The 13,522-nt window shown below is 71.5% G+C and carries 15 protein-coding genes; 9 read left to right on the forward strand and 6 right to left on the reverse strand.

Features of this window, described 5'->3' with window-relative positions:
* The first annotated feature begins 252 nt into the window (after nucleotides 1-252).
* Both C6N40_RS12730 and C6N40_RS12735 read left to right on the forward strand, forming a co-directional pair.
* Complete coding sequence (locus tag C6N40_RS12730) at nucleotides 253-711, forward strand: DUF192 domain-containing protein (RefSeq protein ID WP_106991411.1); 459 nt, start codon at nucleotides 253-255, stop codon at nucleotides 709-711.
* 31 nt (nucleotides 712-742) lie between these two features.
* Complete coding sequence (locus C6N40_RS12735) at nucleotides 743-1,588, forward strand: SirB1 family protein (protein ID WP_106991412.1); 846 nt, start codon at nucleotides 743-745, stop codon at nucleotides 1,586-1,588.
* 7 nt (nucleotides 1,589-1,595) lie between these two features.
* Here C6N40_RS12735 and C6N40_RS12740 read toward each other — a convergent pair whose 3' ends face one another.
* On the reverse strand, nucleotides 1,596-1,829 hold the full coding sequence (locus C6N40_RS12740; RefSeq protein ID WP_425477721.1) for a rubredoxin: 234 nt from the start codon (nucleotides 1,827-1,829) through the stop codon (nucleotides 1,596-1,598).
* Between the two features lie 26 nt (nucleotides 1,830-1,855).
* Between C6N40_RS12740 and thiE the strand changes: the two genes are divergently transcribed.
* Genes thiE through C6N40_RS12760 form a run of 4 tightly spaced genes read left to right on the forward strand, consistent with a single transcriptional unit; the run spans nucleotide 1,856 to nucleotide 5,545 of the window.
* A complete protein-coding gene (gene thiE / locus C6N40_RS12745; RefSeq protein WP_106991413.1) occupies nucleotides 1,856-2,509 on the forward strand; it encodes a thiamine phosphate synthase in 654 nt (217 codons plus the stop codon).
* Entirely contained in the window at nucleotides 2,506-3,798 is a 1,293-nt protein-coding gene (gene hemL / locus C6N40_RS12750) for a glutamate-1-semialdehyde 2,1-aminomutase (RefSeq protein ID WP_106991414.1), read from the forward strand. Before thiE ends, hemL begins: the two co-directional genes overlap by 4 nt.
* Nucleotides 3,795-4,418 (forward strand): HAD-IA family hydrolase, encoded by a 624-nt coding sequence (locus C6N40_RS12755; RefSeq protein WP_106991415.1) that lies wholly within the window; start codon nucleotides 3,795-3,797, stop codon nucleotides 4,416-4,418. Before hemL ends, C6N40_RS12755 begins: the two co-directional genes overlap by 4 nt.
* Complete coding sequence (locus C6N40_RS12760; protein WP_106991416.1) at nucleotides 4,415-5,545, forward strand: trans-sulfuration enzyme family protein; 1,131 nt, start codon at nucleotides 4,415-4,417, stop codon at nucleotides 5,543-5,545. Before C6N40_RS12755 ends, C6N40_RS12760 begins: the two co-directional genes overlap by 4 nt.
* Before the next feature lie 26 nt (nucleotides 5,546-5,571).
* Here the strand turns inward: C6N40_RS12760 and C6N40_RS12765 are convergent, their stop codons facing one another.
* Both C6N40_RS12765 and C6N40_RS12770 read right to left on the reverse strand, forming a co-directional pair.
* The gene (locus tag C6N40_RS12765) at nucleotides 5,572-5,991 is read right to left on the reverse strand and encodes a VOC family protein (protein ID WP_106991417.1); all 420 of its coding nucleotides are present in this window, start codon (nucleotides 5,989-5,991) and stop codon (nucleotides 5,572-5,574) included.
* Nucleotides 5,988-6,836 (reverse strand): SDR family oxidoreductase, encoded by an 849-nt coding sequence (locus tag C6N40_RS12770; RefSeq protein WP_106991418.1) that lies wholly within the window; start codon nucleotides 6,834-6,836, stop codon nucleotides 5,988-5,990. Before C6N40_RS12770 ends, C6N40_RS12765 begins: the two co-directional genes overlap by 4 nt.
* A 69-nt stretch (nucleotides 6,837-6,905) precedes the next feature.
* Between C6N40_RS12770 and C6N40_RS12775 the strand changes: the two genes are divergently transcribed.
* Nucleotides 6,906-8,906, forward strand: coding sequence for a bifunctional DedA family/phosphatase PAP2 family protein (locus C6N40_RS12775; RefSeq protein ID WP_106991419.1), 2,001 nt, complete (start codon nucleotides 6,906-6,908; stop codon nucleotides 8,904-8,906).
* A 150-nt stretch (nucleotides 8,907-9,056) separates the two neighbouring features.
* Here the strand turns inward: C6N40_RS12775 and C6N40_RS12780 are convergent, their stop codons facing one another.
* From C6N40_RS12780 to C6N40_RS12790, 3 genes are read right to left on the reverse strand one after another with little or no spacing between them, the layout of a single operon-like run.
* Nucleotides 9,057-9,647 (reverse strand): LON peptidase substrate-binding domain-containing protein, encoded by a 591-nt coding sequence (locus C6N40_RS12780; protein ID WP_106991420.1) that lies wholly within the window; start codon nucleotides 9,645-9,647, stop codon nucleotides 9,057-9,059.
* A 3-nt stretch (nucleotides 9,648-9,650) separates the two neighbouring features.
* Complete coding sequence (mpl, locus tag C6N40_RS12785; protein ID WP_106991444.1) at nucleotides 9,651-10,973, reverse strand: UDP-N-acetylmuramate:L-alanyl-gamma-D-glutamyl-meso-diaminopimelate ligase; 1,323 nt, start codon at nucleotides 10,971-10,973, stop codon at nucleotides 9,651-9,653.
* Between the two features lie 52 nt (nucleotides 10,974-11,025).
* Nucleotides 11,026-11,604, reverse strand: a complete 579-nt coding sequence (locus C6N40_RS12790; protein WP_106991421.1) for an adenylate kinase — start codon at nucleotides 11,602-11,604, stop codon at nucleotides 11,026-11,028.
* A 139-nt stretch (nucleotides 11,605-11,743) separates the two neighbouring features.
* On the opposite strand from C6N40_RS12790, the gene C6N40_RS12795 reads away from it, so the two are divergent.
* Nucleotides 11,744-13,003, forward strand: a complete 1,260-nt coding sequence (locus C6N40_RS12795) for a 6-phosphofructokinase (protein ID WP_106991422.1) — start codon at nucleotides 11,744-11,746, stop codon at nucleotides 13,001-13,003.
* A gap of 20 nt (nucleotides 13,004-13,023) precedes the next feature.
* Nucleotides 13,024-13,473, forward strand: a complete 450-nt coding sequence (locus C6N40_RS12800) for a DUF3617 domain-containing protein (protein WP_106991423.1) — start codon at nucleotides 13,024-13,026, stop codon at nucleotides 13,471-13,473.
* The last annotated feature ends 49 nt before the right edge of the window (nucleotides 13,474-13,522 follow it).

Here is a 13,522-nt window from a genome sequence, read left to right on the forward strand (position 1 = left end):
TCCGACCTTCTTCCCGTGCCGGGCGTTTCGCCCGAGGGAGCCGCACATTATACGGCCGTTTCGGAGGACGTCAACACCTTGGTGCCGACTTTTTTCCGCCCCCGCCGCCGTGCTGGCCGGTGAAGGGCCGCGAACTATAGCGGGGCGCCACGGACTTGGGAAGGGGGTGCGGACCGGATCCGTTTAGCCGGGCGTCGGCTTGACACCCCGGCGGGCAGGCCGGAACGTCCCCCGGATCCACAGGAGAACCCCATGCGCCCCGCACTCGCCGCCCTTCTGCTCACCCTTCCGCTGCTGTCCGGCTGCGCCACCGACTCCGGCGGGGCCTGGGTCGAACTGCGCGGCCAGCGCTACACGGTGGAAGTGGCCGACGAGCACGGCGAGCGCGCGCGCGGCCTGATGTTCCGCGAACAACTGGCCGACGGCACCGGCATGCTGTTCGTGCACGACGAACCCAGGCCGCTGGCCTACTGGATGAAGAACACGAAGATCCCGCTCGACATCTTCTACTTCGACGCCTCGCGCAAACTGGTTTCCGTATCGCGCGGCGTTCCGCCGTGCTCGCTGGGCGACCGCTGCCCGCCCTACCCGAGCGCCGGCCCCGCGCTCTACGTGCTTGAACTCAATGCAGGCCAGGCCGGCAAGCTCGGTACGCAACCCGGCGACGAGATCGTGTTCGGCCCGGGAATTCCGGAGCGCGGCCGACCTTGATTCGCGCGTGCGGCGGGGCCACATTGCTGGCATGCACACCAAGCACCCGCTGCCGGACTGGAATTCGCTCGCCGCACTCGGCGACGACGAACTGCCGCTGCTCGACACCGCGCTGCTGATCGCGCGCGACGAGTACCCCGACCTCGACCCGGCCGACTACAACGCGCAGGTCGACACCTATGCCGAGGCGCTGCGCCCGAAGCTCGCGGGCGACGTCGACCTGCCCTCGCGCCTGACCGCCATCAACCGCTACCTGTTCGACGAGCTCGGCTTCGCCGGCAACAACAACCAGTACGACGACCCGCGCAACAGCTACCTCAACGAGGTCGTCGACCGGAAGCTCGGCATCCCGATCTCGCTGGCGGTGATCCAGATCGAAGTGACGCGCCGCCTCGGCCTGCCGCTCGACGGCGTCTCGTTCCCGGGGCATTTCCTGGTGCGGCTGCCGGTGGACGACGGCATCCTGGTGCTCGACCCCTTCAACAAGGGCCGGCCGGTGAGTGCCGAGGAGCTGCGCGAGCGCGCTTCTCCGCATCTGGGCGGGCAGGCGCCCGACGACAGCCAGCTGATGCAGATCCTGGCGCCGGCCTCGCACCGCGCGATCCTCATGCGCATGCTGCGCAACCTCAAGGGGCTCTACCAGGCCAGCGCCGACTGGGAGCGCGTGGCGCGCACCGCCGACCGCCTGCTCAAACTGGCGCCAAACACCGCCGAGGCGCTGCGCGACCGTGGCCTGGCCTATCGCGAACTGGGCTATGCCAAGGGCGCGCGCGAAGACCTGGCGCGCTACCTGCAGCTGCTGCCGGAAGCCGAGGACACCGAACAGGTGCGCGAGGTGCTGGTCGACCTGGCCGGCGAACCGACCCGCCTGAACTGAGCCGGCCTCAGCCGGCCGGCACCATCTCGAAGTCGTCCTTGGTGACGCCGCAGTCCGGGCACACCCAGGTGTCGGGGACGTCTTCCCAGCGCGTGCCGGGGGCGATGCCCTCTTCCGGCAGGCCGTCGGCCTCGCTGTAGATGAAGCCGCAGACGACGCACATCCAGGTGCGGTAGGTGGTGGCGGTCTCGGCGGTGCTCATCGTGGTCGCGGGGGCCTGCAGTCGGATCAGGGTTACCATTCTCGCATCCCCACGGCCCCGCCGGAATGAACAACGCCTTCACGTGGCCGCGCCGCGGCATCTACCTCATCACTCCTGACGAAGCCGACACCGCGCGGCTGCTGGCCCGGCTCGAGCCGCTACTGGCGCTGCGGCCGGCCCTGCTCCAGTACCGCAACAAGCCCGCCGGGCCGGCGCTCCGGGCCAGCCAGGCCCACGCGCTGCAGGCCCGCTGTCTGGCACACGGCGTGCCGCTGGTGGTGAACGACGACTGGCGGCTGGCGCTCGAAGCGGGCGCCGCCGGCGCCCACCTGGGCGAGGACGACGGCGCCCTGGCCGAGGCCCGCGCCCGCGCCCCCGGCCTGTGGCTGGGCGCCTCCTGCTACAACCAGTTCGATCGCGCCCGCGCGGCCGTGGCCGCCGGCGCCGACTACGTCGCCTTCGGCGCCTTCTTCCCCTCCGGCACCAAGCCGCTGGCCAGCCGCGCCGACCCCGGCCTGCTGCGCGAGGCCCGCGCCCTGGGTCGGCCGATGGTGGCCATCGGCGGCATCACGCCGGACAATGCCGCCGGCCTGGTCGCCGCCGGCGCCGACCTGCTGGCCGTGATCGGCGGCGTATTCGACGCCCCCGACCCCGTCGCCGCCCTGCGCAGCCTCCAGCACCTCTTCGAAACCCCCGAACCCGAGACCGACACGCCATGAACACCGCCACCAGCCACGCCCTCTTCACCCGCGCCCTCGAGCTCATGCCGGGCGGCGTCAATTCGCCGGTGCGCGCGTTCAAGTCGGTCGGCGGCGAGCCCTTCTTCGCCAAGCGCGCCGAAGGCGCCTACCTGATCGACGTCGACGGCAACCGCTACGTCGACTACATCGGCAGCTGGGGCCCGATGATCGCCGGCCACGCGCACCCGAAGGTACTCGAGGCGGTCGAGCGCACCATGCGCGACGGCCTGAGCTTCGGCGTGCCCAACGCGCTCGAGGTCGAGATGGCCGAAACCGTGCGCAAGCTGGTGCCGTCCATGCAGATGATGCGCATGGTCAACTCCGGCACCGAGGCCACGCTCTCGGCCATCCGCCTGGCCCGCGGCGCCACCGGCCGCAGCCGCATCGTCAAGTTCGAGGGCTGCTACCACGGCCACGGTGACAGCTTCCTGGTGAAGGCCGGCTCCGGCGCGCTCACCTTCGGCCTGCCCAACTCGCCGGGTGTGCCCAAGGGCCTGGCCGACCTCACGCTCACCCTGCCCTACAACGACTTCGAGGCCGCCACGAAGCTGTTCGATGAAGTCGGCGGCGAGATCGCCGGCCTGATCGTCGAGCCGATCGTCGGCAACGCCAACTGCATCCTGCCGCGCGAGGGTTACCTGCAGCACCTGCGCGAGCTGTGCACGAAGCACGGCGCCATCCTGATCTTCGACGAGGTGATGACCGGCTTCCGCGTCGCGCTCGGCGGCGCCCAGGCACGCTACGGCGTGACGCCCGACCTGAGCACCTTCGGCAAGATCATCGGCGGCGGCATGCCGGTGGGCGCCTACGGCGGCCGCGCCGACCTGATGCAGCAGGTGGCGCCGGCCGGCCCGGTCTACCAAGCGGGCACGCTCAGCGGCAATCCGGTGGCGATGGCCGCCGGCCTGGCCACGCTGGAACTGATCCAGGCCCCGGGCTTCCACGACAGGCTCGAAGCCGCCACCCACGTGCTCTGCGACGGTCTGGAAATGGCCGCGCGCGAGGCCGGCGTCGCCGTCACCACCACCCGCAGCTGCGCCATGTTCGGCCTGTACTTCAACAACGAGCCGGTGGAGACCTTCGCCCAGGCCGTGGCCAGCGACAGCGCCGCCTTCAACCGCTTCTTCCACGCCATGCTCAGGCGCGGCGTGTACTTCGCGCCGTCCGCCTTCGAGGCCGGCTTCCTGTCGAGCGCGCACGGCGAAACCGAGCTCGCCCACACCATCGCCGCGGCGCGCGAGGCCTTCCGCGAGGTCGCCGCGGGGTGAAGCGGCCTGCGCTGGTGCTGTTCGACCTCGACGGCGTACTGGCGCACTACGAACACGCGCCGCGGCTGCGCGTGCTGTCCGAACGCCTCGGCACCAGCGAAAGCGCGGTGGCCGGGGCGCTGTTCGAGTCGGGCCTGGAGCGCGAGGCCGACCTGGGCCGCATCGACACCGACGGCATGCTCGCGACGCTGGGCGAACGGCTTGGCGTGCCGGTGACGCTCGATGACTGCCTGGCCGCCCGCGCCGCCGCGATGCGCGCCAACGACACCGTGCTCGGGCTCGCGGCCGCCGCCGGCCGCCACGCCACGCTGGCCATCCTGACCAACAACGGCCTGATGCTGCGCGACCATTTCGAGGCGATCTGCCCGCCGCTGGCACCCCTGTTCGGCGACCGCGTGTTCTGCTCGGCGCAGTTCGGCATGGCCAAGCCCGAGCCCGAGGTCTTCCGCCGCTGCCTCGAGCTGCTGGAAGTCGAGCCCGGCGAGGCGCTGTTCTTCGACGACAAACCCGACAACGCCAAGGGCGCGCGCCGCGCCGGCCTGCGGGCGCACACTTACCGAGACGAAGCCGGGCTGCGCGCGCACCTGGCCGCGCACGACCTCCTGGAGACCGAACGATGAGCCGCATCGAAACCCTGGCCGTGCACGCAGGCGGCGAGCCCGACGAAGCCACCGGCGCCGTGGTGCCGCCGATCCACCTCGCCACCACCTTCCGCCACGGCCCGGCCGGCGAGCGCCAGGCGGGCTACGAGTACCAGCGCGAGTCCAACCCCACCCAGGACCGGCTCGAGTCGGCCCTGGCCGCGCTCGAGGACGGCGCCGCGGCCCTGTGTTTCGGCTCGGGCATGGCGGCGATGGCGGCCCTGCTCGAATCGCTGCCAGCCGGCAGCCACGTGCTCATCCCCACCGACTGCTACACCGGCCTGCGCGCGCTGGCCGGCGAGTTCCTGCGCGAGCGCGGCATCACCGCCAGCGCCGTGGACATGGCCGACCTCGACGCCGTGCAGGCGGCGCTGCGCCCGGAAACGAGCCTGGTCTGGGCCGAAACGCCGTCCAACCCGCAGTTGCGCATCTGCGACATCGCGGCCCTGGCGGCGCTGGCCCACGGCCACGGCGCGCTGCTGGCCTGCGACAACACCTTCGCCACGCCGGTGCTGCAGCGCCCGCTGGCCCTGGGCGCCGACGTGGTGATGCACTCGACCACCAAGTACTTCGGCGGACACAGCGACGTGATGGGCGGCGCGCTCGTGTTCGCGCGCCGCGACGAGCTGTTCGGGCGGGTGTTCCACCGCCGCCACGTCACCGGCGGCATCCTCGCGCCCTTCAGCGCCTGGCTGATCCTGCGCGGCTGCCGTTCGCTGCCGGCTCGCATGGCCTGGCACTGCGCCAACGCCCGCGCGCTGGCCGAGATGCTGGCCGCGCACCCGGCCGTGGAGGCCGTGCATTACCCCGGCCTGGCCTCGCACCCGGGCCACGCCATCGCGGCGAGGCAGATGCGCGACGGCGGCGGCATGCTCAGCTTCCGCCTGCGCGGTGGCCGCGAGGCGGCGCTGGCCGTGGCCGGCGCGCTGGAACTGGCGATCAACGCCACCTCGCTGGGCGGCCCGGAGACCCTGGTCGAGCACCGTGCGTCGATCGAGGGGGCGAATGCGGTCAGCCCCGACAACCTGCTGCGCGTCTCGGCCGGCCTCGAGCACCGCGACGACCTGCTGGAAGACTTCACGCAGGCGCTGGCGCGGCTCGGCTGAGCCGCGCCAGATTCACCGCTGCCCGGTCACCACTGCCCGGTATTGGGCATCGAGGCCCAGGGCTCGGCCGGCGGCAGCGCCTCGCCGGCCTGCAGCAGCTCGATCGAGATCTGGTCGGGCGAGCGCACGAAGGCCATGCGGCCGTCGCGCGGCGGCCGGTTGATGGTGACGCCGTGCGCCTGCAGGCGCTCGCAGGCGGCGTAGATGTCGTCCACCTCGAAGGCCAGGTGGCCGAAGTTGCGGGCGCCGCCGTAGTCCTCGTCGTCGTAGTTCCAGGTCAGCTCCACCTCGGCGTCCGGGGTCGCCGGCGCGGCGAGGTAGACCAGCGTGAAGCGACCCTGCGGGTAGTCCCGGCGGCGGGTTTCCACCAGGCCCAGGGCGTCGCGGTAGAAGCGCAGCGACGCGTCCAGGTCGCGCACGCGCACCATGGCATGCAGGTATTTCATCGGCGCAGGGCCTCCATCAGTTCGGGATCGTCGAGGAACAGGTCGGGCAGCAGCGGCTGCGACGGATCGACCGCATAACCACTGAAATCGGTGACGCCGCGCTCGCGCAGCAGCGTCTCGTCGATCAGGAAATTACCGGTGAAGCCTGCCGCCGGCGTCGTGAGCGCGGCGTGGGCGGCGTCGGCCATGATCTCCGGCGTGCGGCACTTGGCCGGCTCGGTGCCGGGGATCATCTTGAGCGCGTCGGTGGCGATCACGGTGCGCGGCCACAGCGCATTCACCGCCACGCCCTTGGGCCCGAACTCGGCCGCCAGACCGAGCGTGACGAAGCTCATGCCCATCTTGGCCAGGGTGTAGCCGGTGTGCGGCCCCCACCACTTCGGGTCGAGCGTCGGCGGCGGCGCCAGCGTCAGGATGTGCGGGTTGGCCGAGCGCAGCAGGTGCGGCAGCGCCACCTGCGAACACAGGAAGGTGCCGCGGGCGTTGACCTGCTGCATCAGGTCGAAGCGCTTCATCGGCGTCGCGAGCGTGCCCTGGAGCCAGATCGCGCTGGCGTTGTTGACCAGGATGTCCAGCCCGCCGAAGCGCTCGACCGTGGCCGCCACCGCCGCCTGCACCTGGTCTTCCTCGCGGATGTCGCATTGGATCGCCAGCGCACGACCGCCCGCGGCCTCCACCGCCGCCGCGGCGCTGTGGATGGTGCCGGGCAGCTTGGGATTGGGCACGCCCGACTTGGCGGCGATGGCCACGTTGGCGCCGTCGCGCGCTGCGCGCAGCGCGATGGCCAAGCCGATGCCACGCGAGGCGCCGGTGATGAAGAGGGTCTTGCCGCGAAGATCGCCCATGGCTGGCTCCTGAACTTTGGTGCAAGTGTAAACCGGCGGGCGCGGTGCCCGGCCTATAATGCCGCCCCTATGGATTCAGCCCGCCTGGAAGCCCTCGTCACCTGGATCGGCCAGAACCCGATCGCGGCGGGCATCGTCATCTTCCTCATCGCCTTCGGCGATGCCCTGGTCATCCTCGGCGTCGCCATCCCGGCGGTGCCGCTGCTGTTCGCCGTGGGCACGCTGGTCGGCCTGGGCCACGTGGACGGGGCCTACGCCCTGGCCTGCGCAACGCTCGGCGCCTTCGCCGGCGACGGAGTGAGCTTCTGGGTCGGCCGCCGCTTCGGCCCCCAGCTGCGCCAGCGCTGGCCCTTCCGCAACCATCCGCAGTGGCTCGAACGCAGCGAACTGACGTTCCGCCGCCACGGCATGAAGTCGATCCTGATGGCCCGCTACATCGGCGCCATCCGCCCCTTCGTGCCCGCCATCGCCGGCATGCTGGGCATGAAGCTGCGCCAGTACGTGCCGGCCAGCGCGCTCGCCGCGGTGGTGTGGTCGGCCACCTTCCTGGCCCCGGGCTGGGTGTTCGGCACCTCGCTCGACCTGGTCGCGGCCGTGGCCGGGCGGCTGGCGATCGTGCTGGCCGTGGTGCTGGCGCTGGTGGCGGCGATCTGGGCCGTCGTCTTCTACCTGTGGCGCTGGCTGGGCGCGCACACCACCGAGATGCTCGAGCGCGCGCTGGCATGGTCGCACCGGCATCCGGTGCTTGGCCGCTATTCCGAGGCGCTGATCGACCCCAAGCGCCCCGAGTCCGCATCGCTGCTGCTGCTGGCCGCGGTGCTGGGCCTGGCCGGCTGGGGCATCTTCACCATCCTGATCTCGGTCGGCGGCGGCAGCGCGCCCTCGCAGCTCGACCTCACCGTGCACCAGCTGATGTTCGGCCTGCGCAACCCGCTGGCCGACATCCCGATGGCCTTCCTGGCCACGCTCGGCGATGCCGTGGTGCTGGCGCCGGCGGTGGTGGCGGTGTTCGCCTGGCTGCTCTGGCGGCGCCGGCACGTGGCGGCCTGGCACTGGCTGGCCGCACCGGCCTTCGCCCTCCTGCTGACCTGGCTGCTGGGTTACGTGCTCGACATGCCCAAGCCGCCCGCCTCGACCGCGGTGCCCGGCTTCAGTTTCCCCTCGGCGCCGGTGACGCTGGCGACGGTGGTCTACGGTTTCTTCGCGGTGCTGATCGCACGCGAGCTGCCGGGCCGCAACCGCGCCTGGCCCTACGTGGTGGCGGCGCTGGTGGTGGGGCTGCTCGGCTTCTCGCGCCTCTACCTCGGCGCCCACTGGCTCAGCGACGTGCTGGCCGGCACGCTGCTCGGCCTGCTCTGGATCGCCGCGCTGGGCATCGCCTACCGGCGCCGCGTGGTGCGCTCGTTCTGGGTGCGGCCGATCGCGACCATATTCTTCGTCGCGGTGTTGGGGCTGGCCGCCTGGCACGGCAGCCGCCACGCCGGCGACACGCTGGTGCGCTTCGACCCGCCGCACGTGCCGGCGCCGCTGGCGATGGACGCCTGGTGGAGCGAAGACTGGCAGGCCTCGCTGCCGGCGCGCCGCAACGAGCTGCACGGGCGCGACGCCTGGCCGCTGAACGTGCAGTACGCCGGCCCGCTCGCCGCACTGCGCGCCCACCTGCTGCTGGCCGGATGGCAGGACTACGAGACCGGCGGCTGGGAAGGGCTGCTGCAGACGATGGACAAGGACGTGACCCCGCTCGACCTGCCGGTGCTGCCGTCGATGCACCAGGGCCGGGCCGAGACGCTGGTGATGGTGCGCCGCGAGCCGGGCGGCGGGCAGATGAAGGTGCTGCGCGTGTGGGACGGGTCGGTCGTGCTGCAGCCGGGCAAGGTGCCTCTGTGGATCGGCAGCGTGCACAAGCTCGAGTTCGCCCAGCGCCTGGACTTCTTCAGCTACTGGCGCGTGATGCCCGGCGAAGCCGACCTGCTCGAGCCCCTGCGCACCGACCTCGGCAACCTCGACGCCACCATCGAAACCCGCCGCGACGACCAGCAGCCCGTCCTCCGCGCCCGCGCGCGCCCCTGATCCACATCCTCCTTCAGGCGCGAGGCTTCAGGTTCCCGACCCTTTCGGCCGGGTGACCACCAGAGTGGCGCCGCCTCCACCCGCGAAAGCACCGAGTGGCCAAAACCCGGAACAGCAAAGCTTCGGGCCTGAAGGCCCGAGGCCCAGGGCTTATTCGGGCTGGAAGTCGGGAAGGCGGTCGACGAGTTGCTGCAGGCGGGCGTGCGGGTCGGGTTCCTGCAGCAGGGCCAGGCGCTCGGCGGGCTCGAGCGGCAGCCATTCGGCCAGGCGCCAGCCGACCCAGGTGGCATCGGCGAGCTGGCCCTTGCCGATGCCCTCGTGCTCGATGCCGGCCTTGTCGAGGATGCGCGCCAACAGCACCGACAGCAGCGCGTGTTCGTCGCGCAGCGGCTGCGCCGGCGAGTCTTCGAACCACTGCACATCGCCGAGCACCAGCCCGTCGTCGCGAACCCGCGTGTGCTCGACCCGGAAACGGCGGCGGCCTTCTACCGTCAGCCCCAGCAGGCCGTCGTCGGTGAGCGAGAAGTCCACGATCACCGCCTCGGTGCCGTGCGTGGCCGGGATCGCCGGCTCGCCCGCCTCACGGCCGGCGAGGATGAGGCAGACGCCGAAACCTTCGCCGCTGCGGCCGCAGCGCTTGACCAGGTCGAGATAACGCGGCTCGAAGATCCGCAGCGACAGTTGCCCGCCGGGCAGCAAGACCGTGCCGAGCGGGAACAGCGGCAGCTCGGCCAACGCCACGCTTCAGCCCGCCAGCTGCGCCAGGAAGCGGCGCGGCGCGCCGTCGAAGCCGCCGTTGGACATGAACACCACGTGGTCGCCGGCGCGGCAGCGGCGGCCCAGCGCCGCCAGCAGCGCGTTGGCGTCGGGCACCGTTTCACCCTCGCCGCGCAGCGCGCCCACCACCTTGCCCGCGTCCCAGGCCAGCTCGGGCCGGTGCAGGAACACCACCGCATCCGCCTCGGCCAGCGAGGGCGCGATCTGGTCGGCATGTGCGCCCAGGCGCATAGAATTGCTGCGCGGCTCCATCGCCACCACGATGCGCGCGCCGCCGACGCGGGCACGCAGGCCCTCGAGCGTGGTGCGGATGGCGGTGGGATGGTGCGCGAAGTCGTCGTAGACGGTGATGCCGGCGCGCTCGCCCAGCACCTCCAGCCGGCGCTTGACGCTGACGAAGTCCGGCAGCGCGGGAATCGCGCGCGCCAGGTCGGCGCCGACCGCGTTGGCGGCGGCGATCGCGGCCAGGCCGTTCATCACGTTGTGCCGGCCCACCAGCGACCAGCGCACCGTGCCGAGCACGGCGCCGCGGTGGAGCACGTCGAAGTGCGTGCCATCGGCGGCGTGCAGGCGCGCGCTCCAGTCGAAGTCGCCGTCGAGGCCGAAGGTTTCCACCGGCGTCCAGCAGCCCATCGCCAGCACTTCGGCCAGCGCCTTCTCTTCGCCGTTGACGATCAGCCGGCCGCGGCGCGGCACCGTGCGCACCAGGTGGTGGAACTGGCGCTGGATGGCGGCCAGGTCCGGGAAGATGTCGGCGTGGTCGTACTCGAGGTTGTTGAGGATCGCCACCACCGGCCGGTAGTGCACGAACTTGCTGCGCTTGTCGAAGAAGGCCGTGTCGTACTCGTCGGCCTCGACCACGAACTCGCGGCCCGTGCCCAGGCGCGCCGAGACGCCGAAGTTCTCCGGCACGCCGCCGATCAGGAAACCCGGGTCGCGGCCGGCGGCCTCGAGCAGCCAGACCAGGATCGACGTGGTGGTGGTCTTGCCGTGGGTGCCGGCCACCGCCATCACCTCGCGGCCCGGCAGCACCCGCTCGCCCAGCCACTGCGCGCCGGAGATGTAGCGCAGGCCGGCATCGAGCACGTGCTCGACCGCGGGGTTGCCGCGCGAGAGCGCGTTGCCCACGACGACCTCGTCGGTGCCGGCGGTGAGGTGGGCGGGGTCGTAGCCCTGCGACAGCGTGATGCCCAGCTGTTCGAGCTGGGTGGACATGGGCGGGTACACGGACTGGTCGCTGCCCTCGACCACGTGGCCGAGTTCGCGCGCCAGGGCGGCCACGCCGCCCATGAAGGTGCCGCAGATGCCGAGGATGTGCAGCTTCACGGCGGGCCGGGGCCCGTCAGCCGACGTCGGGGGTGGGCGCCAGGGCCTCGAGGATTCGCTCGAACACCTCGTCCATCGTGCCCACGCCGTCCAGGTGCGCAAGGCGGCCGGACTGGCGGTAGAAGTCCACCACCGGCGCGGTGGCTTCGTTGTAGATCTTCAGGCGGTTGCGCACGGCCTCGGGCGTGTCGTCGGCACGGCCCTCGACCTGGGCGCGGCCGGCCAGGCGCTCGATCAGCAGCTCGGTGTCCACGTCCAGTTGCACGGCGATGTCCACCGGCTGGCCCAGGCGGGCCAGCAGGGCATCGAGGGCATTGGCCTGGGCGAGGTTGCGCGGGTAGCCGTCGAGGATGAAGCCGTTGCCGGTGTCGCCGGCCGTCAGGCGCTCCTCGAGCATGCCCAGCACGATCTCGTCGGAGACCAGGCCGCCGGACTCCATCACCGCCTTGGCCTGCAGGCCCAGCGCGGTGCCGGCCTTGACCGCCGCGCGCAGCAGGTCGCCGGTGGAAATGTGCGGCACCTGCAGGTGCTCGCGGAGCCTGCTGGCCTGCGTGCCCTTGCCCGAACCGGGCGCGCCGAGAAGTACCAGTCGCATGCTTCTTCAACCCCTATAAACGAGGACGCACGGCGCCGTCTCAACCCCGTTTGGCTATAGTGGGGCCGCCGACAGGCCGTGCGGACTGTGAAACGCTACTGGCCGGGCCGCGACAAGTCAAACCAAAGGCAGGGAAACCATGAGCAAGGGAACGCTCCTGTACGCACAATCCGGCGGGGTCACCGCCGTCATCAACGCCACCGCCGGCGCCGTCATCCAGGCCGCCCGGGCCCGCAAGGTCAAGGTCCTGGCGGCCCGCAACGGGATTCTCGGGGTGCTCCGGGAGGAGCTCGTGGACACCTCGAAGGAGTCCCCGGCCGCCATCCGGGCCCTGGCCCATACCCCCGGCGGGGCCTTCGGCACCTGCCGCTACAAGCTCAAGTCGCTCGAGGACGATGCCGCCAAGTACGCGCGCGTGCTCGAGGTGATCAAGGCCCACGACGTGCGCTGGTTCCTCTACAACGGCGGCAACGACTCGGCCGACACCGCGCTCAAGCTCTCGCGGCTGGCCGAGGCCTCGGGTTACCCGCTCACCTGCATCGGCGTGCCCAAGACGGTCGACAACGACCTCGTGGCCACCGACTGCTGCCCGGGCTTCGGCTCGGCGGCCAAGTACACCGCGGTGTCGGTGGCCGAAGCCGCGCTGGACGTCGAAGCGATGGCCGAAACGTCCACCAAGGTCTTCGTCTATGAAGTGATGGGCCGCCACGCGGGCTGGCTGGCGGCGGCCGCCGGCCTGGCCGGCCAGGGCAAGGATGATGCGCCACACATCATCCTGTTCCCGGAAGTCGCCTGGGACGAGGCGGCCTTCCTCGCCCGCGTGCAGGCCGTGGTCAGGCGCGTGGGGCACTGCGTGGTGGTCGTGTCCGAGGGCCTGCGCCACGCCGACGGCCGCTTCGTCGCCGATGCCGGCAGCGGCAAGGACGCCTTCGGCCACAGCCAGCTCGGCGGCGTCGGCCCGCTGCTGGCCGGCATCGTCAAGGACCAGCTGGGCCTGAAGGTGCACTGGACCGTGCCCGACTACCTGCAGCGCTCCGCCCGCCACCTGGCCTCGAAGACCGACCTGGCGCACGCCCAGGCCGTCGGCAAGGCGGCGGTGGAGTACGCGCTCGAGGGCATGAACGGCGTGATGCCGGCGATCGTGCGCACGTCCGACAAGCCCTACCGCTGGAAAGTGGCGCCGGCGCCGCTGGCCGACATCGCCAACCACGAGAAGAAGATGCCCAAGGGCTTCATCTCCCGTGATGGCTACGGCATCACCGACGCCTGCCGGCGCTACCTCTCGCCGCTGGTGCGGGGCGAGGCGCCGCCGCCGTACCGGCCCGATGGCCTGCCCGATTACGTTCGTCTGAAGTTGAGTGCCGTTGTAAAGAAGCTGCCGGCATTCGACGCCATCTGACGCACCAAGGAGCAACGCCCATGAAGATCCGACTCGCCCCCTGCCTCGCGCTGGCCCTCTCGCTCACGGCGCCGGGCCTCGCGGCCGCGCAAGCCCAGGAGGGCAGCCAGTACCGCGTCACCACCCGCATGGAAATGGTCGGCATGCCCTTCCAGCTGCCGCCCCAGACCGTCGAGGTCTGCGGGCCGAAGGACCACGCCAGCGAAAAGATGGTGCCGCACGACGACAACTGCCGCATCACCGACTTCAAGGTCGAGGGCAACAAGTCGAGCTACACCCTGGTCTGCACGGGCGAGGCGGAGATGACCGCCAAGGGCGAGTTCGAGCAACTCGGCCCCGAGGCCTACCGCGGCAAGATGAACATGGTCGGCACCCAGGGCGGCCGCTCGGTGGAAATGAACATGAGTTTCGAAGGCCAGCGCATCGGCGACTGCCAGTACACCCCGCCGGCCGCCCCGTCCGGCGACTGAGCCCCGGGCCCGCCCGGCGGGCCCTGTGGCTTCACCCCCTCCCTTCGGC

It is taken from the genome of Arenimonas caeni (assembly GCF_003024235.1).
Taxonomy (GTDB): domain Bacteria; phylum Pseudomonadota; class Gammaproteobacteria; order Xanthomonadales; family Xanthomonadaceae; genus Arenimonas; species Arenimonas caeni.

Coding starts and splice junctions, on each gene's coding strand:
- hemL (WP_106991414.1), top strand. CDS start 2,506: ATGAACACCGCCACCAGCCACGCCCTCTTCACCCGCGCCCTCGAGCTC.
- C6N40_RS12765 (WP_106991417.1), bottom strand. CDS start 5,991: ATGAAATACCTGCATGCCATGGTGCGCGTGCGCGACCTGGACGCGTCG.
- C6N40_RS12735 (WP_106991412.1), top strand. CDS start 743: ATGCACACCAAGCACCCGCTGCCGGACTGGAATTCGCTCGCCGCACTC.
- C6N40_RS12775 (WP_106991419.1), top strand. CDS start 6,906: ATGGATTCAGCCCGCCTGGAAGCCCTCGTCACCTGGATCGGCCAGAAC.
- C6N40_RS12795 (WP_106991422.1), top strand. CDS start 11,744: ATGAGCAAGGGAACGCTCCTGTACGCACAATCCGGCGGGGTCACCGCC.
- C6N40_RS12770 (WP_106991418.1), bottom strand. CDS start 6,836: ATGGGCGATCTTCGCGGCAAGACCCTCTTCATCACCGGCGCCTCGCGT.
- C6N40_RS12740 (WP_425477721.1), bottom strand. CDS start 1,829: ATGGTAACCCTGATCCGACTGCAGGCCCCCGCGACCACGATGAGCACC.
- mpl (WP_106991444.1), bottom strand. CDS start 10,973: ATGGGCGGCGTGGCCGCCCTGGCGCGCGAACTCGGCCACGTGGTCGAG.
- C6N40_RS12800 (WP_106991423.1), top strand. CDS start 13,024: ATGAAGATCCGACTCGCCCCCTGCCTCGCGCTGGCCCTCTCGCTCACG.
- C6N40_RS12730 (WP_106991411.1), top strand. CDS start 253: ATGCGCCCCGCACTCGCCGCCCTTCTGCTCACCCTTCCGCTGCTGTCC.
- thiE (WP_106991413.1), top strand. CDS start 1,856: ATGAACAACGCCTTCACGTGGCCGCGCCGCGGCATCTACCTCATCACT.
- C6N40_RS12760 (WP_106991416.1), top strand. CDS start 4,415: ATGAGCCGCATCGAAACCCTGGCCGTGCACGCAGGCGGCGAGCCCGAC.
- C6N40_RS12790 (WP_106991421.1), bottom strand. CDS start 11,604: ATGCGACTGGTACTTCTCGGCGCGCCCGGTTCGGGCAAGGGCACGCAG.